We start from the raw sequence: 21,971 nt of genomic DNA, 5'->3' as shown, positions 1-21,971 counted from the left end.
TAAAATCATGAGCGACGCCTTCAACACCCCCGTCTCGGTCGATCCCCGCCTGCTGGAGGTGTTGGTCTGCCCGGTCACGCGCGGCCGCCTGACCTATGACCGCGAGCGCAACGAACTGGTTTCGGCGGGCGCCAAACTGGCCTTCCCTATCCGCGACGGCGTGCCGATCATGCTGGCCGAAGACGCCCGCCCGCTGGACTGAGCCCCTGCTCTCCTCCCCATGCAATGGGGAGGGGGACCACGAAGTGGTGGAGGGGCCAGGACGGCGGAACCAAGCGGCCCCTCCGTCTCGTCGGCTGCGCCGCCGATCCACCTCCCCATTTCATGGGGAGGAGAAGCCGCGCGGCGAGCGCTAGGGCCTCTCTTAAAGCGCTTCTCCTCGGAGAAGCCGTGGCAGATCCCCCGTCGCCCCGCCCGCCTCATGCATGAAGGCGCGGCGCAGGGGGGCGATGCGGTTGACCGCCGCCATGCCCAGGTCGCGGGCCAGCCGCACCGGGGCTATGTCATTGGAGAACAGCCGCACGAAGCCGTCGAAGCCCGCCGCCAGCGCCGCCGTGTCGAACCGGCGCCAGCGGGCGTAACGCTCCAGCACCAGTTCCGAGCCGATGTCCTCGCCGATGCGGGCGGCCTCGGTCAGCACCTCGGACAGGGCAGCGACGTCCTTCAGCCCCATGTTCAGCCCCTGCCCCGCCACCGGGTGCACCCCGTGGGCCGCGTCGCCGATGATGGCCATGCGCGGCGCGGTCAGGCTCTCAGCCAGTTGCAGCGACAGGGGGTAGACGAAGCGGGGTCCCTCGATCGTCAGCCCGCCCAGGAAGTCGCCGAAGCGGCGCGTCAGATGGGCGTGGAAGGCCTCGTCCGAGGCCGAGCGCAGGGCCTCGCCCCGGCGGGTGCTTTCGGTCCAGACCAGATTGGCCCGGTTCTCCGTCAGGGGCAGGATGGCGAAGGGGCCGTCCGGCAGGAAATACTCATGGGCGACGTTGCCGTGCGGCTTCTCCATGCGCACGGTGCAGACCACGCCGCTCTGCTGATAGGTCCAGCCGAAGACGTCGATGCCCGCCGCCCGGCGCACGGTGGAGTTGCGGCCCTCGGCCCCGATCACAAGCGGCGCCGACAGGGTCGACCCGTCCTTCAGCGTCACCGTCGCACGGCCCGGCCCGACCGCCACGTCATCTACGGCGGCGGGGGCGCGGACCTCCAGCCCCTGCGCCTTGACCAGCTCGGCCAAAGCGGCGCGCAGGCGGCGGTTCTCGACCATATAACCCAGCGGCTCGCCGCCGTTGCGATCGCCGATCTCGTCGGCGTCGAAGCGGATATAGGACGCCGAAGGCTTGCGGCTGGCGGCGCCGGGGCGGCGGCCGTCGGTCACCAGAATGCGGTCCATGCGGCAGGCGTGCGGCTCCAACGCCTCGCCCAGGCCCAGTGCCTTCAACATGCGGAAGTTGGCGTAGGAGATCGCCGTGGCCCGCCCGTCGAAGGTCGGGGCCATCTGGGCGTCAAAGGGCTGAGGGTCCACCATGACGGGGCGCAGGCCGCCCTGCGCCGCCGCCAGCGCAAAGGTCGCCCCGACCAGCCCGGCGCCGGCGATGATGATGTCGTAGTCGTCCGATCCGCTCATGGTGATGTTCTAGGCCCCTATCGCGCATCACGCCACCGCAAGCCCGCGAGCGTCCTGGGACATAAGGGCTCATCGCCGCTTGCAAAGGCCAAGCTGGTAAATGCCGCTTTAACCTTCTGGGCGGCACAAGGGGCCAGAGTCCCGTTTTCGGAGGTCCGCCTTCATGTCCGCCGCCCTTGCGCTCGGTCAACGCGTCTGGAGCACCGCCCGCATCGTCTGGGCGGCGCCTTTCGCCGTGCGGTTCAGGGGGGCGCTGCAGGCCATGCTGGCCTCCCTGCTGCTGGTGGCGCTGATCTCGTGGAACCCGGCGGACCCCAGCTGGAACGCTGCATCCGCCCAGGCCCCGACCAACTGGCTGGGCGCGGCGGGCGCGACCTTCGCCGATTTGGTCATGCAGTCGCTGGGGCTGGCCGCATGGCCGGCTGTCCTGCTGCTGATCGCCTTCGGGCTGGCGGTGGCGATCGGCGACGCTCTGCAGCACCGGCTGCAGCCGACGCCGTTCAAGATCTTCTGCGCCATAGCTGGCGTTCTGCTGCTGTCGGCCGCCCTATCGGCCCCGGCGGCGCCCGCCAGATGGCCGCTGGCGGCGGGCATGGGCGGACTGTGGGGCGACGCCGTCACCGGCCTGGCCGCCAATGGTCTGGGCGCGCTGAAGGTCCCCGGCGCGCGCATCATTCTGGGCCTGCTGTTCCTGGCGCTGGCGCTGTGGAGCCTGGCCTACACCGTGGGCCTGCGCCTGCGCGACTTCACCGACACCGCCGGCTGGGCCGCCCAGAAGGGCGCCGAAGCCCGCGCCGCCAAGAAGCCGAAACCCGCCAAGCCCGGCAAGACCCCGCGCGCCGTCGCCGAAGCCGCCGCCCCGGCCCGCAAGCCGCGCCATCGCCTGCCCGAGGCGGACGAGATGGAGGCCGACGGTCCTCTGACTACGCCCGCCCCGGCGGCTTCGGTTGCAGCCGCCTATGATGAAGCCGACGAAGCCGACGCCTATACTCCGCCGTGGGAGGACGCGGCGCCCGCCCCCATCGCCCCGCCCTCCGCCCGCCCCAGCCGCCCGGCCGAGCCCAAGGTCGCGGCGGTCAAGGCCCCCAAGCCCGTCCGCAGCGACGCCGACCAGCAGGCCTTCGATTTCGCGGGCGAAGGCGGTTTCGAACTGCCGCCGCTGGGCATTCTGGCCAAGCCGGGCCAGCGCGGCGGCGCCGTCGACGAGGAATCGCTGAAGGCCAACGCCAAGATGCTGGAGGGCGTGCTTCAGGAATTCGGCGTGCGCGGCCAGATCGACCAGATCCGCCCCGGCCCCGTCGTCACCCTGTATGAACTGGTGCCCGCGCCCGGCGTCAAGCACGGCCGCGTCGTGGCCCTGGCCGACGACATCGCCCGCTCCATGTCGGCCCGCGCCTGCCGCATCAGCGTGGTTCAGGGCCGCAACGCCATCGGCATCGAATTGCCCAACGCCAAGCGCGAGACGGTCTTCCTGCGCGACCTGCTGGCGTCGGGCGAATACGACAAGAAGAGCCATCTGCTGCCGCTGGCGTTGGGCGAGACCATCGGCGGCGAGCCCTATGTCGCCGATCTGGCGCGAATGCCCCACCTGTTGATCGCGGGCACCACCGGCTCGGGCAAGTCGGTCGGGGTCAACGCCATGATCCTGTCGATCCTGTATCGCCACTCGCCCGCCGAGTGCCGCTTCATCATGATCGACCCCAAGATGCTGGAGCTGTCGGTCTATGACGGCATCCCGCACCTGCTGGCGCCGGTCGTGACCGATCCCAAGAAGGCGGTCGTGGCCCTGAAGTGGACCGTGCGCGAGATGGAGGACCGCTATCGCCGGATGTCCAAGCTCGGCGTCCGCAACGTCGCCAGCTACAACGAGCGCGCCCGCGAGGCGCAGGAAAAGGGCGAGCATTTCGAGCGCACGGTCCAGACCGGTTTCGACGAACAGGGCCGCCCGGTTTATGAGTCCGAGAAAATCCGCCCCGAACCCATGCCCTATCTGGTCGTAGTCATGGACGAGATGGCCGACCTGATGCTGGTCGCGGGCAAGGACGTGGAGGGCGCCGTCCAGCGCCTGGCCCAGATGGCGCGCGCGGCGGGCATCCACCTGATCATGGCCACCCAGCGCCCGTCGGTGGACGTCATCACCGGCACCATCAAGGCCAACTTCCCGACCCGGATCAGCTTCCAGGTCACGTCAAAGATCGACAGCCGCACCATCCTGGGCGAACAGGGCGGCGAGCAGCTGCTGGGCCAGGGCGACATGCTCTATATGGCTGGCGGCGGACGCATCACCCGCCTGCACGGCCCCTTCGTCGGCGACCAGGAGGTCGAAGAGGTCTGCAAACACCTGCGGGCCCAGGCCGAGCCGGAATACCTCGACCTGATCACCGACGAGCCCGACGGCGACGGCGACGGCGCCATGGGCGATGAAGGCGGCGGCACCGGCGACGACCTGTATGACCGCGCCGTGGCCGTGGTCACGCGCGACCGCAAGGCCTCGACCTCCTACGTCCAGCGCCGCCTGCAGATCGGCTACAACCGCGCCGCCACCCTGATCGAACGCATGGAGCAGGAAGGCGTCGTCAGCCCGGCCAACCACGCCGGAAAGCGCGAGGTGCTGGCCGGTCCTCCTCCCATGGTGTGATCGGCCTGGCGGCCGAAGCGGCGGCTGCGCCGCCAGCGCTATCGCTCGCGACGCGTTCGCTCGCTGCTTCAGCGCTAACCACGAGCGCCCCCTTGGGAACCGTGCGCTTCAATCGACGCTTAAACGCCTCACGTCCTCAAGCAGCGAGCCGCCGCGCGGCGAGCGCTAGGACACTTAATCAATGAACGCCGCTTCATCGGAGCGCCGGAATATGGTCAGGCTGGCGTCATCAGCCTGCCGGATGCAGCGCTCAACCTGATCGGGTCCAAAACCGTTCAGAACGGGAGAAGAAAAGACATGAGCATTTCCCGCCGCGCCTTTGGTCTCGGCTCCGCCGCCGTGGTGGCGCTCGCCGCCGCCCCCGCCGCTGTCCTGGCGCAGGCCGGTTTGTCCGCCGAGGATCAGGCCGTGCTGCGTCAGGCCCAGACCTATCTGACCGCCATGACGACGGCTCAGGGGGCCTTCGTCGAGACCGGGCCGAACAATCAACGCCGCACCGGCCGTTATTATCTGCAACGCCCCGGCAAGATGCGGTTCGAATACACCGAGCCCGCGGGCCTGCTGGTGGTGGCCGACGGCAACAACGTCAGCCGCTGGGACCCGCGCCTAAACGTCTTCCGCCAGGCGCCGCTGGGCCAGACGCCGCTTTCGACCTTCCTGGCGCGCGAGGTCCGACTGGATCAGGGCGTCAAGATCGACCGCGTGACGCGCATGGACTCCGGCGCCTTCGCCATAACCGCCCGCGACGCGCGTCGTCCCAACGAGGGGTCGGTCATCCTGGCCTTCGCCGGATCGCCTGTGCGCCTGCAGGAGTGGACGATCACCGACGCGCAAGGGTCGCGCACGCGGGTGCAGCTGACGACCCTGCAGCCCGCGCCTGGCCTGGCCGCCAGCCTGTTCCAGTTGCGCGACCCGACACGGCGAAACCGTCGCAACTGATCCATCGCCAGACAAGGAAGCAGGGCGAATTTGTGACGGTTTGACCTTTTTCATAGGCCGTGACACTTTGAGCACAGGACGGCGGCGGCCGTCCCGCCCGCCACGGATTCATCCCCGCCTGGCGGCGAGAGAGACGAACTTCATGCGCCCGGACGCTGCTCCGGGCGCTTTTTTCGTGGCGCTTAGACCCCGGCGCCATGACCTGCTAAGGCCCGGTCATGAGCCTTCGCATCGTCACCTGGAACATCAACTCGGTCCGCCTGCGCATCGATCAGGTCGCCCGCTTCGTCGCTGAACACGCCCCGGACGTCCTGTGCCTGCAGGAGATCAAATGCACCGAGGACCAGTTTCCGCGGCAGGCCTTCATCGACATGGGGCTGCCCTACCTGCGCGTCGGCGGTCAGAAGGGGTGGCACGGGGTGGCCATCGCCAGCCGCCTGCCCATCCTCGACAGCCCCAAGCTAGACGTCTGCCGCGAAGGCCACGCCCGCTGCGTCTCGGCCGTGGTCGAAGGGGTGGAGGTGCAGAACTTCTACATCCCGGCGGGCGGCGACCTGCCGGATCGGGCGCTGAACCCCAAGTTCGATCACAAGATGGACTTCTATGAACGGCTGACCGCCGAGATGAAGACCCGCGACCGCCAGCGCCCTCTGGTCCTGGCCGGCGACTTCAACATCGCGCCGGGCGAGAACGACGTCTGGAACCACCGCTTCATGTCCAAGGTGGTCAGCCACACCCCCGGCGAGGTCGAGACCCTGTACCGGCTGCAGGACGCCGGCGGTTTCACCGATGTGCTCCGCGACCAGATCCCCGATCCGGTCAAGCTGGCCAGTTGGTGGAGCTACCGCGCCAAGGATTTCCGCAAGTCCAACCGGGGCCTGCGGCTCGACCACCTGTGGACGTCGCCGGGCCTGACGCCCGCCGTGGTCAAGGGCAGCGCCCGCATTCTGGACACCGTGCGCGAATGGGAACGGCCCAGCGACCACGCCCCGGTCGTCATGGATCTGGACGTCTGATCCCGCCTCAGAACGGGAAGAAGATCGGGATGGCGACCATGGCCGCCGCCCAGGTGATCAGGTTCAGCGGCGCCCCGACGCGGACGAAGTCCATGTAGCTGTAGCCGCCCATCTGATAGACGAGGACGTTGGTCTGATAGCCGAAGGGCGTGGCGAAGGCGGCCGAGGCGGCCATCATCACCGCCACCAGGAAGGGCCGCGCATCCACGCCCAGGCTGTCCGCCAGGGCGACGGCGATCGGCGTCACCAGCACGGCCACCGTGGCGTTGGACAGAAGCTCGGTGGCGAACAGGGTCACGCCGTACAGCACGATCAGGGCGCCCAGCGGCCCGAACGGACGGATCACCTCGATCAGCAGGCCCGCGCCCTGCGCCGCCAGCCCCGTCACCTCGATCGCCGTGCCGACCACCACCATGCCGGCGATCAGCAGCAGGATGTCCGGCTTCAGGCCTGAGTAGGCTTCTTCCGGCGTCAGCACGCCCAGCAGGATCAGCGCCACCGCGCCTGCGAAGGCCGCCGCCGCGATCGGCGCGACGCCGAGGCCCGCCGCCGCCACCACCAGGACGAAGACCGCCAGGGCGATCAGCGCCCGCTTCCACTGCAACGGACGGTCCGCCGAGGCGTAGAGGTCGATATCCCCCAGATGGGCGTCGCCTGTGCCGTCGCGCGATCGGCTTTCGCCAAAGGCGGTCAGCGACGGCAGACTGAAGGGCAGTCGCCACCGACTGCGGCCCGACCGGCGCGCGGCCTCGGCTTCAGCGGCCAGACGCTCGCGCTCGGCCTCGGCGGCCTCTTCCGCCCCCGCCGTTCGCCCCAGCTGGCGCGCGCCGACGAAATAGAGCCAAAGCCCGCCGACCAGGGCGATGACCAGGCCCACAGGGGTGATCTCGAACAGGCTGAACACCGGCTGGCCCGCATTGCGCGCCATGTCGTTGACCAGCAGGTTGGTCGACGTGCCGATCAGGGTCAGCAGGCCGCCCATCACCGTCACATGGCTGAGCGGCATCAGGAAGCGCTTGGGCGACAGCTTCAGCGATTTGGCCATGTCGCGCACCACCGGCGCGGCCAGGACCACCACCGGCGTGTTGTTCAGAAAGCCGCCGACCGAGCCGCACAGTCCGATCACCACCCAGATGCCGGTGGCGCCGAAGCGCCGGCACAGCCCCGTCGCCTTGCGGATCATCAGGCCCAGCAGCCCCGACAGCTCGATGGCGTAGGCGATGACGAACAGGCCCGCCAGGGCGATGACGGCCGGGCTGGCGAAGGCGCTCTGCACCTCGACCGGCCGCACCACGCCGAACAACAACAGGGCGGCCGCGCCGCTGAGCGCGACCACGTCGGACCGCATCCGACCGTGGATCATCACCCCGACCACAGCGACCAGAACGATGAGAGCGATAATCTGGTCCAGCGTCACCCGCGCGAGACCCCCTTTTGCAGCCCAGCCTCGACCGCAGTCACGGGTCGGGGCGCCAATCAGCGTTTCCCGTGTTAGGCTGGTTCCATGTCGATCACAACGACCCGCCTCGCCGCGCCCCTCGCCCTGGCGGCGGCCCTGCCGCTTCTGACCTGGTGCCAGCGCCAGCCGGAGCCGGCTGCGCCGACCGAGCCGGCTCCGCCGCCGACGGTCGTACTGGATTCCACATTGAACCGCGCCGCCCTGCTGGCGGCGTTGACCGAAGCCGGAACGGCTCTGGCCGACGGCGAGAAGCGCGACGCGGTCCTGACCGGCCGAACCGTGTCGGTGCGCCTGCCGTTCGGCTGCGGCGGCGAGGCGAAGGTCGATGGGGCAGGCGCCGGGACGCCCCGCCTGGCGCGCAATGCGGATGGAAGCCTGACCTTGACGGTCACGCCAGAAGATCTGAGCGGGTCAGCCCTGGTTCCGGCGGCCCGCGAAGGCGCCGGCGAAAAGTGGGAGGCGGTCGAGGGCTTCTGGATCGCCCGGCCATGGAGCAGCCTGGATGGCTGCCCGACCGCGTCACGCCAGACCGTCGGTGCGGCCGCCTCCGCGCCCTCCCCGGCTCCAATGGCGGACAAGACGCCCGCCGAAGGAGAGGCGGTCGAGATCAAGACCGTTGAGACCGTCGCGTCGCCGTCCATGGTCCAACCGGAACGCAGCGCGGGACTGGCCGCCGTGTTCGAGACCGGCGGCTCTCGCCTGGGCCGCCGTCCGGGCCAGGCCTATGTGCATGTCATTCGAGGGGAAAAGGGCGTGGCGCCGACGCCGGCGCCGGGCGGCTACGCCTTGCGGCTGGAAGGCCGGCTGACCGCCTTCTCGGACGGCAAGGCCGTCCACTGCGTCCAGCAGGACGCTGAAAGCCGTCCGGTCTGCGTCGCCGCCCTGCGGCTGGACCGGCTGGCCTTCGAGGATGGAGCCACGGGCGCCCTTCTCAGCGAATGGCGCCCGCGTTGATCTAGGCTCAGGCTGCGCCGACCAGCGCGGCGCCGGCCAGGACGCCCAGCAGGATCAGGGTGACGCTGCCGGTGAAGACGACGACGCCTTCGAACGAAAAGCTCGAGACGCGCGGATGCACGAGTTTCATGATTGAGTTCCTTTCGGCGGGGGAGTTCCGAATGGTCTCAAGATAGGAAGCGCGGCCGCAGAGGACAAACCACGGTTCAGCCGCCTCGAGTGATCTTAAGTCACCCGATCCGCATTCGCGTCGCGATCCGGCCGTGATTCAGCCGCTATCCAGTTGAGGAAACGCCGTAGCTTCGGTTCGTCGGCGCGCTCGGGCAGGACCACCGCCCAATAGGCCAGATTGTTGGTCAGGGCGTGATCGACCGGCTGGATCAGCCGCCCTTCGCGCAAGTCGTCCGCCGCCAGCGGGGCGGAAGTCAGGGCCACGCCCCGACCCGACAGGGCCGCCTCCAAGGCCAGATGGCTATGGCTGAAGTGCGGCCCGCGCAGGTGATGCACGCGCGGATCATCGACGCCGGCGCTCTCGAACCAGGCCCTCCAGCCCAGGCGGTCGGCGTAGGGCATGTCGTGCCAGGTCTCATGGATCAGCACCACGTCCAGCAGGTCGGCGGGCCGGTTCAGCTGTCGGGCCGCGGCGAAGGACGGCGCGCAGACCGGGATGAGCCGCTCATCGAGCAATCGCCGCGCCGTCTGGCCGGGATACGGTCCTTCGCCGTAGCGCAGCGCCACGTCGGCCTCGCCGTGCGACAGATCGACCAGACGGTCCTCGGCGAAGACGATCAGGTCCAGGTCGGGGTTCTCCTCGCTGAACCGATGCAGACGCGGGGACAGCCATTTGCTGGCCAGGGACGGCAGGGCGCTGATCCGCAGCTGACGCGACCGGCCAGGCCGCACGGCGTCCAGAGCGCTTTCCAGCCGTTCGAAGGCGTCAGCGACGCCCTGGGCCAGGCGCACGCCGTCGGCGGTCAGCCGAACCGACCGGTTGAAGCGATCGAACAGGCGCAGGCCCAGCCGCATCTCCAGCGCCTTCACATGGCGGCTGACGGCGCCGGGGGTCACGCCCAGCTCCTCGGCCGCCTCGCGGAAACTGCCGTGGCGCGCCGCTGCGTCGAACGCCCGAAGCGCCACCAGCGGCGGGGTCGGGCGACGCTCGCTCATGGGCAGGTCAGGCCAGGATCAAGGTTGCAGGCGGTAACCGCCGGCGTCGGTCAGCAGCAGCCGCGCCTGACCCGGCTCGGCCTCGATCTTCTGACGCAGGCGGTAGATGTGGGTTTCCAGCGTGTGGGTGGTGACCCCGGCGTTGTAGCCCCACACCTCGGTCAGCAGCTCTTCGCGGGACACCGGCTTGGCCCCGGCGCGATAGAGATACTTGAGGATGTTGGTTTCCTTTTCCGTCAGCCGGACCTTCTTGCCCTTGTCGTCGACCATCAGCTTGGAGGCCGGACGGAACTCATAAGGGCCGACCTGGAAGACGGCGTCCTCGGACTGTTCGTGGCTGCGCAGATGGGCGCGGATGCGCGCCAGCAGGACGGCGAAGCGGAACGGCTTGGTGACGTAGTCATTGGCGCCGGAATCGAGGCCCAGAATGGCGTCGGAGTCCGACGACTGCGCCGTCAGCATGATGACCGGGGTCGACACGCCCGCCTTGCGGATCAGACGGCAGGCCTCTCGGCCGTCCATGTCGGGCAGGTCGACATCCAGCAGGATGAGGTCGGCGCGCGACTCCTTGGCCTGACGCACGCCGTCGGTCGCCGTCGCGGCCTGGGCCGGGCGGAATTCCTCGTGAAGCGCCAGTTGCTCGGCCAGGGCCTCGCGCAGGTCGTCGTCGTCGTCGATGATCAGAATGGTCTTGGGCGTGCGCATGGTCTCTTTAGAATGGCGAGGCTTGGGCCGAACGCCAAGGGCGCCGGACAGGATATTGCGTCCTAAGAGGGCGCCGGCGCTTTATTTCGTTCCCCGAACAGGGCTGAACCGACCCGAACATGGGTCGCGCCCGCCGCAATGGCCGCCTGGTAGTCGCCGCTCATGCCCATCGACAGCACGCTCAGGCCGTTGCGTGCGGCGACAGCCGCCAGCAGGGCGAAATGCCGCGCGGGGTCGTCTTCAAGAGGCGGAATGCACATCAGGCCCTCGACCTTGAGGCCATATTGATCGCGAGCGACGGCGATCAGGGCGTCGGCGTCGGCGGGCAGGACCCCGGCCTTCTGCGGCTCGGCGCCGGTGTTGACCTGAACCAGCACGCCAGGGCGGCGCCCCGTTCGCGCCATGGCGGCGGCGAGCGCGGCGGCGAGGCGTTCGCGATCCAGCGTCTCGATGACATCGAACAGTTCGACCGCTTCGAGCGCCTTGTTCGTCTGCAACGGCCCGATCAACCGCAGTTCCAGATCCGGCAGGGCGGCGCGCCGGGCCGCCCAGTGGCCTTGCGCCTCCTGCACCCGATTCTCGCCGAACACGCGCTGCCCAGCGTCCAGCGCGGCCTGCAACGCCTCGGGCCCTTGAGTCTTGGACACGGCGGTCAAGACGACCGAAGCCGGGTCGCGCCCCGCCGCCATCGCCGCCTCGACGATGCGTCCCCGCACCTGGTCGAAACGCTCAGCGATGGACGAAACGGCTGATGGAGGATTAGGGACGGTCATGATGCCCCTGTCTGACACCCTGTCCGAAGAAGCGCAAAGCCTGTGGGACGCAGCACGCTCCCTGGCCCGGACGGGGCCGCAGGCCGGCCGCCCCCTGCCGCCCCTGCTGTTCTTCACCGACCCGGCGCGTACGCCCCGCCCGTGGGAGACGGCCGCCCGCCTGCCCGCCGGCGCAGGCGTCGTCTTCCGTCACTTTGGGGCGAGCGATCGACTGGAGACCGGGCGGCGTCTGCGCGAAGCGACGCACACGGCCGGGGTGCGGCTGCTGGTGGGTCTGGACGCCGAACTGGCCGAGCGGATCGAGGCGGACGGCGTGCATCTGCCCGAACGGGCGCTGTCGGCCGCCTACGCCCTGTCGGGACGGCGGCCGGACTGGTTGTTGACCGGCGCCGCGCATTCTGCAGAGGCGGTGCAGGGCGCGCGGGATCTGCACGCCCTGGTTCTGTCGCCGGTCTTTCCGGCAGGCGGCGCCTCGGCGGCCAAGCCCGCGTTGGGGGTCGAGGGGTTTTCAGCTCTGGCGGCCCTGGCCCCCTGCCCGGTCTACGCTCTGGGCGGAATCACGGCGGCCAACGCCTCCCGGCTGGCGTCGACGGGCGCGTGCGGGCTGGCGGGCGTGGGGGCGATCCAGACGGCGTTCGCCGGCTAGGGCTTAGAACTTGAAGATGGTCTCGAGCCGCACGCGCGGGGCGGCGCGACGGTCGGCGGCGCTTTCAGGGGCGCGGGCGGGGTCGACTTCGGGCGAGGCCAGGTTGGCGGCGGCGCCGACGCGCAAGCGCGGGCTGAGGCGGTAATAGGCCCCGGCCTCGACGTCGCCCCAGTCAGCTTCACGGCCGACCGGCTGGCTCAGGTTGAAGTTCAGACCCCAACGGCCGTTCTCGTTCCAGCGCAGGCCGCGGCGCTGGGCCGGGGTCGCTGGCGCCGTCGAGGACTGGGCGGCGATATCGCTGAGACTGACGGACGGCGTGCGGGCGCGCGTCTGCGCTGAGGCGTCGTTCGTCATCCCGGCCAAAGCCAGGGCGCCCACGCATGCAGCGATGACGGCGACGAAACGCATTCAACCCACCTGAGAAGACCGACTTGAGCCGTCGATCGTTTTTTGACCGGCCGCAAAGGCGACCTGGGGATAAGATATGGACTGGGGCGTCCGGGTCAACGCAAGGAAGCTGAACGATAGCGGTTTGAAGCGACTCCGGGCCCGCCTGTGGCGCCTTCGTCACGCCGTTACGATCTTTTACGCTCGTTATTGGCGACACGGAACGCCGCTTCGCCTTGTCATAGCCCCTTTTCAGCGTGTTATAGAGCGTCGCTGCGACGCGTGCGCGTGCGGTCTCTTCGACGGGTCCCCTTATCGGGTCCCGTTGCAGGTTCCGTCGTATGTCGTCGATCCCTTTACGGAGACTATGGAATGGCTCTTGTTCGCGGCGCTGCGGTCGCCCTGATCGCCTCGGGACTGCTGCTCGGCGGCTGCTCCAGCCTGCCCTTCGTCGGCGGCTCCAAGGATAAGGCGCCCACCATGGAGGCCCAGCTGGGCATCGGCGTGAACGCCTATCTGTGGCGCGCCACCCTCGACACCCTCTCCTTCATGCCTTTGGCCAGCGCCGATCCGTGGGGCGGCGTGGTCAACTATGACTGGTACGTCAATCCGCAGACGCCGAACGAGCGCTTCAAGGCCACCGTCTTCATCCTGGACCGCCGCCTGCGTGCCGACGCCCTGAACGTCGCCGTGACCAAGGAAGTCAAGGACGCCGCGGGCGGCTGGGTCTCCGCCCCGGTCGCCGCCCAGACCGAAACCGATCTGGAGAACGCCATCCTGACCAAGGCGCGCCAGCTCAACCTCGCCAACGCGGCCCGTCGCTAAGACCGGCCCCGCCTCACCTTTCGTCTCAAACGCGTCCTCAGGCCCGCCTCAAGCTTTGCGCCTGAGGCGCCGCCTCAGGATACGCCGTGGCCCGCTACGAGCCCAAGACCGCCGAACCCCGCCAGCAGGCCCGATGGGCCGAGGCCGACGCCTTCTCGGTGTCCAACGCCGACACCGGCCGCCCGAAATACTATGTGCTGGAGATGTTCCCCTATCCGTCGGGCAACATCCACATGGGCCACGCCCGCAACTACGTCATGGGCGACGTGGTGGCGCGCTGGAAGCGGGCGCAAGGCTTCGACGTGCTTCACCCGATGGGCTGGGACGCCTTCGGAATGCCCGCCGAGAACGCGGCCATGGAACGCGGCGTCCACCCCGGCGACTGGACCTGGTCCAACATCGCGACGATGCGCGACCAGCTGAAGCTGCTGGGCCTGTCACTGGACTGGAGCCGCGAATTCGCCACCTGCGACCCCGACTACTACGGCAAGCAGCAGGCCTGGTTCCTGGAGCTGTTCAAGCGCGGCCTGGTCTATCGCAAGGACGGCGTGGTCAACTGGGATCCGGTCGACAACACCGTCCTGGCCAATGAACAGGTCATCGACGGACGCGGCTGGCGTTCGGGCGCCGTGGTCGAAAAACGCAAGCTGAACCAGTGGTTCCTGCGCATCACTCAGTATGCGGACGATCTGATCGACGGCCTGGCCGAACTGGAAGGCCGCTGGCCTGAAAAGGTCCGCCTGATGCAGGAAAACTGGATCGGCCGGTCCAAGGGTCTGCAGATGAAATGGGCCTGGGCGGGCGTCGCCCCGGCCGGGTTCGAGGACGGGCTGGAGATCTACACCACCCGCCCCGACACTCTGTTCGGCGCCAGCTTCATGGGTCTGGCCCCCGATCATCCGATCTCGAAGCAACTGGCCGAGGCCGACCCCAAGGTCGCCGCCTTCGTCGCCGAATGCCGCAAGGGCGGCGCCAGCCAGGCCGACATCGAACAGGCCGAGAAGATCGGCTGGGACACGGGGCTGAAGGTCATCCACCCCTTCACCGGGGCCGAGGTCTCGGTCTGGATCGCCAACTTCATTCTGTCCGACTACGGAACGGGCGCCATCTTCGCCTGCCCGGCGCATGACCAGCGCGACCTGGACTTCGCCCGCAAATACGATCTGCCGGTGATCCCGGTCGTCCGCCCCGAAGGCGCGGGCGACGACTTCGCCGTGGCCGACGAGGCCTATACCGGACCCGGCGCCATCTTCCATTCCGACTTCCTGAACGGTCTGGACATCGAGACCGCCAAGGCCGAGGCCGTCCGCCGCATCGAGGCCGCCGGAACGGGCGAAGGCGCGACCATCTATCGCCTGCGCGACTGGGGCGTCAGCCGTCAGCGCTACTGGGGCTGCCCCATCCCGGTCATCCACTGTGAGGCCTGCGGCGTGGTGCCGGTCCCGGCTGACCAGTTGCCGGTCGAACTGCCCAAGGACGTCACCTTCGACGTACCGGGCAACCCGCTGGACCGTCACCCGACGTGGAAACACGTCAACTGTCCGTCGTGCGGCGCCGCCGCCCGACGCGAGACCGACACCCTGGACACCTTCGTCGACTCCAGCTGGTATTTCGCCCGCTTCGCCGATCCCAAGGCGGCCGAGCCGATCAACAAGGCCGCCGCCGCCAAATGGCTGCCGGTCGACCAGTACATCGGCGGCGTCGAGCACGCCGTCCTGCACCTGCTCTACGCCCGCTTCATCACCCGCGCCCTGTCGGACGCCGGCCTGATGGACGTGAAGGAGCCGTTCGCCGGCCTGTTCACCCAGGGCATGGTGGTCCACGAAACCTATTTCGACGGCCATGAAGACAGCGGCAAGCCGCGCTGGGTCGAGCCGTCGGACGTGCGCATCGAGACGGTGGACGGCCAGCGCGTCGCTACCCGCCTGTCGACCGGCGCCCCGGTGACGATCGGCGACATCGAAAAGATGTCGAAGTCCAAGAAGAACGTGGTCGCGCCCCAGGACATCATCGCCGCCTATGGCGTGGACGCAGGCCGCCTGTTCATCCTGTCGGACAGCCCGCCTGAACGCGACATCCAGTGGTCGACCGGCGGGGTCGAGGGCGCCGCCCGCTTCGTGCAGCGGGTCTGGGGCGAGTACGCCTCGTTCAACGCCGCTGCGCCGGCCGACGCCGATGCCGACGCCGCCCTGATCCGCGAAACGCATAAGGCCATCAAGGCCGTCAGCGAGGGCGTCGAGCACTTCCGCTTCAACTCGGCCGTGGCCAAGCTCTACGCCTTCCTGGCGACCATCCGCCACCACGACAAGGCGGGCGCCGAGGCCAAGAAGACCGCCCTGTCGGCCCTCGCGCGGCTGATGGCGCCCTTCACGCCGCACCTAGCCGAGGAATGCTGGACCCAGCTGGGCGAGGCCGGAATGGTTCTGGACGCGCCCTGGCCCGTCTATGACCCGGCTCTGGCCGCCGACGATCAGGTCACCCTGCCCGTCCAGATCGGCGGCAAGCGGCGTGGCGAGGTCGTCCTGCCGCGCGGTTCGGACAATGCCACGGTCGAGGCCGCGGCCCTCGCCAATCCGACGGTTCAGGCCTACCTTGCCGCCAACAGCCTCAGCATCCGCAAGGTGGTCGTCGTGCCTGATCGTATCGTCAATCTGGTGGCCGGCTGATGCGCGGCGGCCGGCGTCTCATGCTGGCTCTGGCCGGGACGGTTCTGCTGTCCGGCTGCGGCTTTACGCCCCTGTACGGCGAGGCCGGGGTGAGCGGCGCCCTGTCGCGCATCGCGGTGACGACGCCGGACGACCGCCTGGGCTATCGCCTGCGCGAACAGCTGGAAGACGCCTTCGGCCGCGACGGCGCCCAGGCGCCGCTGTACCGTCTGGCGACCGAGGTCGAGCAGAGCCGCCGCCCGTTGGGCCGGCGCATCGACGACACCGCCAGCCGCTATGAGCTGACGGTCAAAGCCGCTTGGTCGCTGGCGCCTGTAGCGGGCGGCGAGCCGATCACCGGCGTACAGACGACCACGGTCACCTACGCCGCCGCCGACCAGCCGTACGCCGCCATCGCCGCCCAACAGGACGGCGAGGACCGCGCCGCCGCCGACCTGGCGCGCCTGATCCGCCTGGACATGATGCGCGTCCTGGCGGAGCGTTGAAGGCCGCCGCATGATCCTGTCCCGGCGGCCTGACGTCGACCGCTTCCTGAAGGCCCCGGACGCCGGCGTTCGCGCCGCCGTCATCCACGGCAAGGACCGTTCGGGCGTGACCGAGCGCGCCCTGACCCTGTGCAAGACGATCACCCCGGACCTGAACGACCCGTTCAACGTCACCCTGCTGACCGAGGCCGATATCGACGGCGACCCGGTGCGGCTGGAAGAGGCGCTGACAGCGCTCAGCATGATCGGAGGGCGGCGCCTGGTGCGGGTGCGGATGGGCGACGCCAAGGGCGGAGTCGACAAGGCCGTCGCCGCCGCCCTGAGCGCCCACGCCGAGGGCGCCTACAATCCCGACGCCATGCTGGTCATCGAAGCCGGGGCGCTCGGCCGCGAATCCGCCCTGCGCAAGGCCGCCGAGAAGGCCCAGGGCGCGGTCGCCATCGCCTGCTACGAGGACGAGGTCGGCGACGTCGCCCGCATGACGCGCGAAGCCTTGGGCGTCGACAAGGTGGGCCTGACCTCGGACGCCCTGGACCGCTTTGTCGCCCGCCTGCCCCGCGAGCGCGGCCTGATGCGTCAGGAGATCGAGCGGCTGATCCTCTATATCGGTCCTGGAGCGGGCCGCACCATCGACGTGGAAGAACTGGACGCCCATCTGGGGGTCGAGCCGGACGCCTCCTTATCCGACGCCGCCTTACAGGCCTTCGGCGGCCGCCCTGGCCCCGCCCAGGCGGGCCTGCGCCGCGCCCTGGCCGAGGGCGAAAGCGCCGTCATGGCCGTACGCATGGCCTCGATCCACCTCGGAAAGCTACGCCGGATCAACGTCTTGCAGGCGAACGGCGCGGGCGCGAAGGAGGCCGCCAAGTCCGCTGGCGTCTTCTGGAAGCAGGAGGCCGAAATGCTGCGCCAGGCGCGCGGCTGGCGGCTCGACTTGCTCGATGAGGTGATGGACAGCGTCAACACGGCCGACGTCATGACCAAGACCACGGGGATGCCCGAGGCGCTGATCGCCGAACGCCTCCTGCTGGAGATCGCCGCCCGCGCCAAGCGCATGGGGCTGTAACGCCGTCGCTCTCTCACCTTTTAGGTCGGCGGCGCGCCCCCGAGCGTGAGGCCGGAAAGAGGCCTCAGTCGATGCATCGGCCGCTCTCGTCAGGGCCCCAACGGCCACCGATCACGTCAAACACGCAATATTGACATAAACGTATATAGCGGCTTTCTATAAAGAGGATCGCTCTTCGATCATTGATCGGACCCAGCCGACGCGCTCCCACCTGCTGGCGGGTCGGCTCCGCTCTCATCCCCGACTTGCCCGTCCCGGCTCGGCCGCGGACGGGCTTTTTTATCCAGTCGCTCAGCCCCGCATCAGACGACGGCACAGGTCGTCGAGCTGCTCCAGAGTGCCGTATTTGACGGTGATCTCGCCCTTGCCGCCCTTGTCGGCCAGCGACACCTTCAGCCCCAGGGCGTCGGACAGATCCTGCTCCAGAGCGGCGATGTCGGCCGCGCCCTCCCCGTTCGGCGCGGGCCGGGCCTTGGGCGTCTTCGGCCCCTCGGCCGCACGACGGGCCAGGGCCTCGGTCTGGCGCACGTTCAGGCCCTTGGCGATGACCTCGGCGGCCAACTGCACAGCGTCGGGCGCGGTGATCAGCGCCCGCGCGTGACCCGCGGACAGCTCCCCGCGCACCACGTGCTCGCGCACCGTTTCCGGCAGTTGCAACAGACGCAGGGTGTTGGCGACATGGCTGCGGCTCTTGCCCACGACCCCGGCCAGAGCGTCCTGGGTGCGGCCGAAGCGCTCCATCAGCACCGCGTAGGCGTTAGCCTCTTCCATCGGGTTCAAATCGGCGCGCTGGACGTTCTCGATGACGCCAACTTCCAGCACCTCGATGTCGTCCATCTCGCGCACGACGATCGGCACCTGCGTCAGACGCGCGGCCTGGGCCGCCCGCCAGCGACGCTCCCCGGCGATGATCTGCCACACGCCCCTCTCGCCTGGCTGCGACCGCACGAGGATCGGTTGCAGCACGCCCTTGTCGCGGATCGACGCCGTCAGTTCGTCCAGGTCGGTCTTGGCGAAGATCTTGCGTGGCTGGTCCGGATTGGGCTTCAGCGCTTCGATCGGGGCGCGTTGCACGCCCGCAGGAGCCGGACCCGCCGCATCGACGGCGACCGCTTCCTGCGCGTTTTCTCCCAGAAGCGCCGAGAGACCCCGGCCCAGACCACGCTGACGTTCGGACAAGATGCTGTTTCCGTTTACTTATCAGTTTGATCAGGCCGCGACGGCCTGACGACGTTGGCGCTCGCGCGCCACCAGTTCACGCGCCAGCTTCAGATAGGCCTGACTGCCTGCACACTTCAGATCATAGATCAGGGCCGGCTTGCCGAACGACGGCGCCTCGGACACCCGCACGTTCCGGGGAATGACGCTGTCGTAGACCTTGTCGCCGAAGTGGGCGCGCACATCGGCCGCCACCTGGCCCGACAGGGCGTTGCGCCTGTCGTACATGGTCAGGACCAGGCCCTGAATCTCCAACGCCGGGTTCAGGCTCTGGCGCACCATTTCAATGGTCCGCATCAGCTGGGTCAGCCCCTCCAGAGCGAAAAATTCACACTGAAGCGGCACCAGAACGGCGTCGGCGGCCGACATGGCGTTCAACGTCAGAAGGTTCAGCGACGGCGGACAGTCGATCAGCACATAGTCATACCGAGAATGACCATTCCCTCCCTGCTTCGCCAGGGCGTCACGCAGACGATAGGAGCGACGATCCGACTGACTTAGTTCGATCTCGACCCCCGACATGTCGGGGTCGGCGGCAACGATGAACAGGCCAGGCACGGCGGTCTCGATCGCCGCCTCGTCCACGGGGCGTCCATCGACAATGACGTCGTAGATGGTCACGCGCCGTGTTTCACGTGGAACACCCAGGCCTGTGGAGGCGTTGCCCTGCGGGTCCATGTCCACGATCAGCACCTTCTCGCCGATGGCGGCCAGCGCTGTGCCCAGGTTGATGGCGGTCGTGGTCTTGCCCACCCCGCCCTTCTGGTTCGAAACCGCCAGAACGCGGGTGTCATGGACCTGGGGCGGCTTTACGGACTCAACGGACACGGCGAGGGCTCCCCAGTGAAACGATGCGGCCGCGCGGATCGCTGCGCGAGACGGTAAGCTCAGCTTCAAACTGCCAGACCCGACGGGCCTCTTTCAACTCAACCTCGGCCTTCTCGCCCTTGAGGAACAGGCCTTTTGCACCGCGTTGGAAGTAGGGCTGTGCATAACCCAGCAGCTTCTCCATCGCCGCCACGGCCCGCGCCGTGACGATGTCGACTGTAATCGTCTGCTCCTCGGCCCGCCCATTGACGACGGTGGCGGGCAGATCCAGAGCATCAACGATGGTCTGCAGGAAGCGACAGCGCTTGCCCAGGCTGTCGACCAGCCAGACATGGGCGCCCGGCCGCTCCTTCAGCATGATCGCGAGAACCACGCCGGGGAAGCCGGCCCCTGCTCCGAGATCGGCCCAGGTTTTGGCCTCGAGCGCCAGGCTCAGCAACTGCGCGCTGTCCCAGGCGTGGCGGTTCCAAAAGTCAGGAAGAGTGTCCGGTCCGACCAGGTTCATCACCTCGTTGGCATCACTCAGCATGGCCAGAAAGGTCTTCAGGTCGGCGATGTTGGCGTCGCTCGCCCCCGTCTGGGCGCGGAAGACTTCAATGGCGTCCTGCATCAGGCGACAACCGCCGCGAGGTCAGCTTCCACGCCCTTCACCTTCTTCACGTGCGCTAAAAGCGCGGTCAGGGCGCCCGGCGTCATGCCTTCGATCCGCCCGGCCTGGCCCAGCGTCAGGGGTCGGATCAGGGCCAGCTTCTCGCGCACTTCATTCGACAGGGCGCCGATGACGGCGTAGTCGAGGTCAGCGGGCAAGGTCAGCCCCTCCTCCCGCCGCAACGCCTCGGCGTCCTGGGCCTGACGATCGAGATAGCCAGCGTAAACAGCGTCGATTTCCACCTGCTCCCGCACGGCAGGCGCCCAATCGGCGATCTCGGGCCGGATGGCTACGAACTGCTCCAGGGACACGTTCGGGAAGGCCAGCAGATCGCGGATCGAGCGACGCTGACCATCGGCGTTGACGATGATGCCCAGCGCCCCCGCCTCCTTGGGCGTGAACTGCGTTTCACGTGAAACACGGTTCGCCCGGTCCAACTGGTCAGACTTGTCGAGCCATACCTTGCAGCGTTCTGCCCCCACGATACCGGCCTCGATGCCGATCGGGGTCAGGCGCTGATCGGCGTTGTCGGCGCGCAATGTCAGGCGGTATTCGGCCCGGCTGGTGAACATGCGATAGGGTTCTGTCACGCCGCGCGTCACCAGGTCGTCGATCATGACGCCGATGTAGGCTTGGTCGCGACCAAGGATCAGGGGCTCCGACCCCGCCGCGGCTCGGGCGGCGTTGAGCCCGGCGATGAGGCCTTGAGCTCCCGCCTCTTCATAGCCGGTCGTGCCGTTGATCTGGCCCGCCAGGTAGAGGCCCGGCCGCTTCTTGACCTCCAGCGCCGGGGTCAGCTCACGTGGGTCGACATAGTCGTATTCGATGGCGTAGCCGAAGCGGAACACCTCAACCTTCTCTAGACCCGGCATGGTGTGAAGGAAGGCCAGCTGTGTCGCGTCGGACACCGAGGTCGAAATGCCGTTGGGATACACGGTCGGGTCGTCCAGACCCTCGGGCTCGAGGAAGACCTGGTGGCTGGTCTTGTCGGCGAAGCGCACCACCTTGTCCTCGATCGAGGGGCAGTAGCGCGGCCCCCGCCCGGCCAGCTTGCCGCCATAGACGGCGCTTTCGCCCAGATTGTCGGCGATGATGCGGTGCGTCTCTTCGGTCGTGTGTGTCACGCCGCAGGCGATCTGGGGCACCTCGATACGGTCGGTCAGGAAGCTGAAAGGCACGGGCTGGTCGTCGGCGGCCTGCATCTCCAGCCGCTCCCAGGCGATGGTGCGCCCGTCCAGACGCGCGGGCGTCCCGGTCTTCAGCCGCCCCATCATCAGACCGGCCGCGTGCAGATCGCCGGCGAGACCCGTCGAGGGGTCCTCGCCGTAGCGGCCGGCCGGAATGCGCAGGTCGCCGCGATGAATGACCCCGTTGAGGAAGGTGCCGGTCGTCAGCACCACAGCCCCAGCGCGGATCGTCTCCCCTGCTCCCGTCGTCACGCCGACGACACGGTCGCCGGTCCGGATCAGGCCCTCAGCGGTGCCCGCCATCACGGCCAGGTTCGAATAGTCCGCCAGTTCGGCCTGCATGGCTTCACGATACAGTCGGCGGTCGATCTGACTGCGCGGGCCGCGCACGGCGGCGCCCTTTGACCGGTTTAACATCCGGAACTGGATGCCCGACACGTCAGCGAGCCGGCCCATCAACCCGTCCAGGGCGTCGATCTCGCGCACCAGATGGCCCTTGCCCAGTCCGCCGATGGCCGGGTTGCAGCTCATTTCGCCGATGGTCTCCAGCTTCTGCGTCAGAAGCAGGGTGCGGGCCCCCGCGCGGGCAGCGGCGGTCGCGGCTTCGCAACCGGCGTGGCCGCCGCCGATGACGACGACGTCGAAGGTGTGATCGAGGCTTGAACTCATGGGGTTCACATAGTGCATCCGGGCCGAAATCGCCACCGGTAGAGGAACCGTTGTTTCACGTGAAACAGGCGAAAGCCGG

The 21,971-nt window shown here is 68.6% G+C and carries 21 protein-coding genes; 10 read left to right on the top strand and 11 right to left on the bottom strand.

Going from position 1 to position 21,971, the window contains the following annotated elements:
• The first annotated feature begins 7 nt into the window (after positions 1-7).
• Positions 8-202: a Trm112 family protein gene (locus H9656_RS12460; protein ID WP_003166576.1), complete on the top strand. Its 195-nt coding sequence runs from the start codon at positions 8-10 to the stop codon at positions 200-202.
• Positions 203-364: 162 nt separating this feature from the next.
• Here the strand turns inward: H9656_RS12460 and H9656_RS12455 are convergent, their stop codons facing one another.
• Entirely contained in the window at positions 365-1,618 is a 1,254-nt protein-coding gene (locus H9656_RS12455; protein ID WP_191744586.1) for a UbiH/UbiF/VisC/COQ6 family ubiquinone biosynthesis hydroxylase, read from the bottom strand.
• Positions 1,619-1,781: 163 nt separating this feature from the next.
• On the opposite strand from H9656_RS12455, the gene H9656_RS12450 reads away from it, so the two are divergent.
• The 3 genes from H9656_RS12450 (at position 1,782) to xth (ending at position 6,211) form a co-directional block, all read left to right on the top strand.
• Positions 1,782-4,256, top strand: a complete 2,475-nt coding sequence (locus H9656_RS12450; protein ID WP_191744585.1) for an FtsK/SpoIIIE family DNA translocase — start codon at positions 1,782-1,784, stop codon at positions 4,254-4,256.
• Positions 4,257-4,553: 297 nt separating this feature from the next.
• On the top strand, positions 4,554-5,195 hold the full coding sequence (locus tag H9656_RS12445) for a LolA family protein (RefSeq protein ID WP_191744584.1): 642 nt from the start codon (positions 4,554-4,556) through the stop codon (positions 5,193-5,195).
• A 218-nt stretch (positions 5,196-5,413) separates the two neighbouring features.
• Positions 5,414-6,211 carry an exodeoxyribonuclease III gene (gene xth / locus H9656_RS12440; protein ID WP_191744583.1) on the top strand — a complete coding sequence of 266 codons (798 nt, stop codon included), beginning with the start codon at positions 5,414-5,416 and terminating at the stop codon, positions 6,209-6,211.
• 7 nt (positions 6,212-6,218) lie between these two features.
• On the opposite strand, the gene H9656_RS12435 is transcribed toward xth, so the two are convergent.
• Positions 6,219-7,628, bottom strand: a complete 1,410-nt coding sequence (locus tag H9656_RS12435; protein WP_191744582.1) for an SLC13 family permease — start codon at positions 7,626-7,628, stop codon at positions 6,219-6,221.
• Between the two features lie 87 nt (positions 7,629-7,715).
• Here H9656_RS12435 and H9656_RS12430 point away from each other — a divergent pair, with 87 nt between their 5' ends.
• Positions 7,716-8,624: a hypothetical protein gene (locus H9656_RS12430; RefSeq protein ID WP_191744581.1), complete on the top strand. Its 909-nt coding sequence runs from the start codon at positions 7,716-7,718 to the stop codon at positions 8,622-8,624.
• 7 nt (positions 8,625-8,631) lie between these two features.
• Here H9656_RS12430 and H9656_RS14235 read toward each other — a convergent pair whose 3' ends face one another.
• From H9656_RS14235 to H9656_RS12415, 4 genes are all read right to left on the bottom strand, one after another.
• Positions 8,632-8,754, bottom strand: coding sequence for a hypothetical protein (locus tag H9656_RS14235; RefSeq protein ID WP_263598626.1), 123 nt, complete (start codon positions 8,752-8,754; stop codon positions 8,632-8,634).
• A 95-nt stretch (positions 8,755-8,849) separates the two neighbouring features.
• A complete protein-coding gene (gene gcvA / locus H9656_RS12425) occupies positions 8,850-9,791 on the bottom strand; it encodes a transcriptional regulator GcvA (protein WP_191744580.1) in 942 nt (313 codons plus the stop codon).
• A gap of 18 nt (positions 9,792-9,809) precedes the next feature.
• A complete protein-coding gene (locus H9656_RS12420; RefSeq protein ID WP_191744579.1) occupies positions 9,810-10,496 on the bottom strand; it encodes a response regulator transcription factor in 687 nt (228 codons plus the stop codon).
• Positions 10,497-10,558: 62 nt separating this feature from the next.
• On the bottom strand, positions 10,559-11,269 hold the full coding sequence (locus tag H9656_RS12415) for a YggS family pyridoxal phosphate-dependent enzyme (protein WP_191744578.1): 711 nt from the start codon (positions 11,267-11,269) through the stop codon (positions 10,559-10,561).
• Between H9656_RS12415 and H9656_RS12410 the strand changes: the two genes are divergently transcribed.
• A complete protein-coding gene (locus H9656_RS12410) occupies positions 11,268-11,915 on the top strand; it encodes a thiamine phosphate synthase (protein ID WP_225212506.1) in 648 nt (215 codons plus the stop codon). The two genes, H9656_RS12415 and H9656_RS12410, sit on opposite strands and share 2 nt — an antisense overlap.
• Positions 11,916-11,918: 3 nt before the next feature.
• On the opposite strand, the gene H9656_RS12405 is transcribed toward H9656_RS12410, so the two are convergent.
• Positions 11,919-12,323 (bottom strand): NtrZ family periplasmic regulatory protein, encoded by a 405-nt coding sequence (locus tag H9656_RS12405; RefSeq protein WP_191744576.1) that lies wholly within the window; start codon positions 12,321-12,323, stop codon positions 11,919-11,921.
• Between the two features lie 351 nt (positions 12,324-12,674).
• On the opposite strand from H9656_RS12405, the gene H9656_RS12400 reads away from it, so the two are divergent.
• The 4 genes from H9656_RS12400 to holA all read left to right on the top strand — a co-directional run bounded on the left by H9656_RS12400 (position 12,675) and on the right by holA (position 17,341).
• Positions 12,675-13,127, top strand: a complete 453-nt coding sequence (locus H9656_RS12400) for a DUF3576 domain-containing protein (protein WP_191744575.1) — start codon at positions 12,675-12,677, stop codon at positions 13,125-13,127.
• 86 nt (positions 13,128-13,213) lie between these two features.
• The gene (leuS, locus tag H9656_RS12395) at positions 13,214-15,793 is read left to right on the top strand and encodes a leucine--tRNA ligase (RefSeq protein WP_191744574.1); all 2,580 of its coding nucleotides are present in this window, start codon (positions 13,214-13,216) and stop codon (positions 15,791-15,793) included.
• A gap of 20 nt (positions 15,794-15,813) precedes the next feature.
• On the top strand, positions 15,814-16,278 hold the full coding sequence (gene lptE, locus H9656_RS12390) for an LPS assembly lipoprotein LptE (RefSeq protein WP_225212505.1): 465 nt from the start codon (positions 15,814-15,816) through the stop codon (positions 16,276-16,278).
• A 10-nt stretch (positions 16,279-16,288) separates the two neighbouring features.
• Entirely contained in the window at positions 16,289-17,341 is a 1,053-nt protein-coding gene (gene holA, locus H9656_RS12385; protein WP_191744572.1) for a DNA polymerase III subunit delta, read from the top strand.
• A 291-nt stretch (positions 17,342-17,632) separates the two neighbouring features.
• Here holA and H9656_RS12380 read toward each other — a convergent pair whose 3' ends face one another.
• Genes H9656_RS12380 through mnmG form a run of 4 tightly spaced genes read right to left on the bottom strand, consistent with a single transcriptional unit; the run spans position 17,633 to position 21,910 of the window.
• Positions 17,633-18,520 carry a ParB/RepB/Spo0J family partition protein gene (locus H9656_RS12380; protein WP_191744571.1) on the bottom strand — a complete coding sequence of 296 codons (888 nt, stop codon included), beginning with the start codon at positions 18,518-18,520 and terminating at the stop codon, positions 17,633-17,635.
• 30 nt (positions 18,521-18,550) lie between these two features.
• The gene (locus H9656_RS12375) at positions 18,551-19,387 is read right to left on the bottom strand and encodes a ParA family protein (RefSeq protein WP_191744570.1); all 837 of its coding nucleotides are present in this window, start codon (positions 19,385-19,387) and stop codon (positions 18,551-18,553) included.
• Entirely contained in the window at positions 19,377-19,997 is a 621-nt protein-coding gene (gene rsmG, locus H9656_RS12370) for a 16S rRNA (guanine(527)-N(7))-methyltransferase RsmG (RefSeq protein ID WP_191744569.1), read from the bottom strand. The genes H9656_RS12375 and rsmG overlap by 11 nt, the downstream gene beginning before the upstream one ends.
• A complete protein-coding gene (mnmG, locus tag H9656_RS12365; RefSeq protein WP_191744825.1) occupies positions 19,997-21,910 on the bottom strand; it encodes a tRNA uridine-5-carboxymethylaminomethyl(34) synthesis enzyme MnmG in 1,914 nt (637 codons plus the stop codon). Before mnmG ends, rsmG begins: the two co-directional genes overlap by 1 nt.
• Between the last annotated feature and the right edge of the window lie 61 nt (positions 21,911-21,971).

The organism is Brevundimonas guildfordensis, assembly GCF_014836405.1.
In the GTDB taxonomy this organism is placed as follows: Bacteria; Pseudomonadota; Alphaproteobacteria; order Caulobacterales; family Caulobacteraceae; genus Brevundimonas; species Brevundimonas guildfordensis.
Note: the sequence above shows the minus strand (reverse complement) of the source record. Positions and strands in the feature narration are given on the sequence as shown.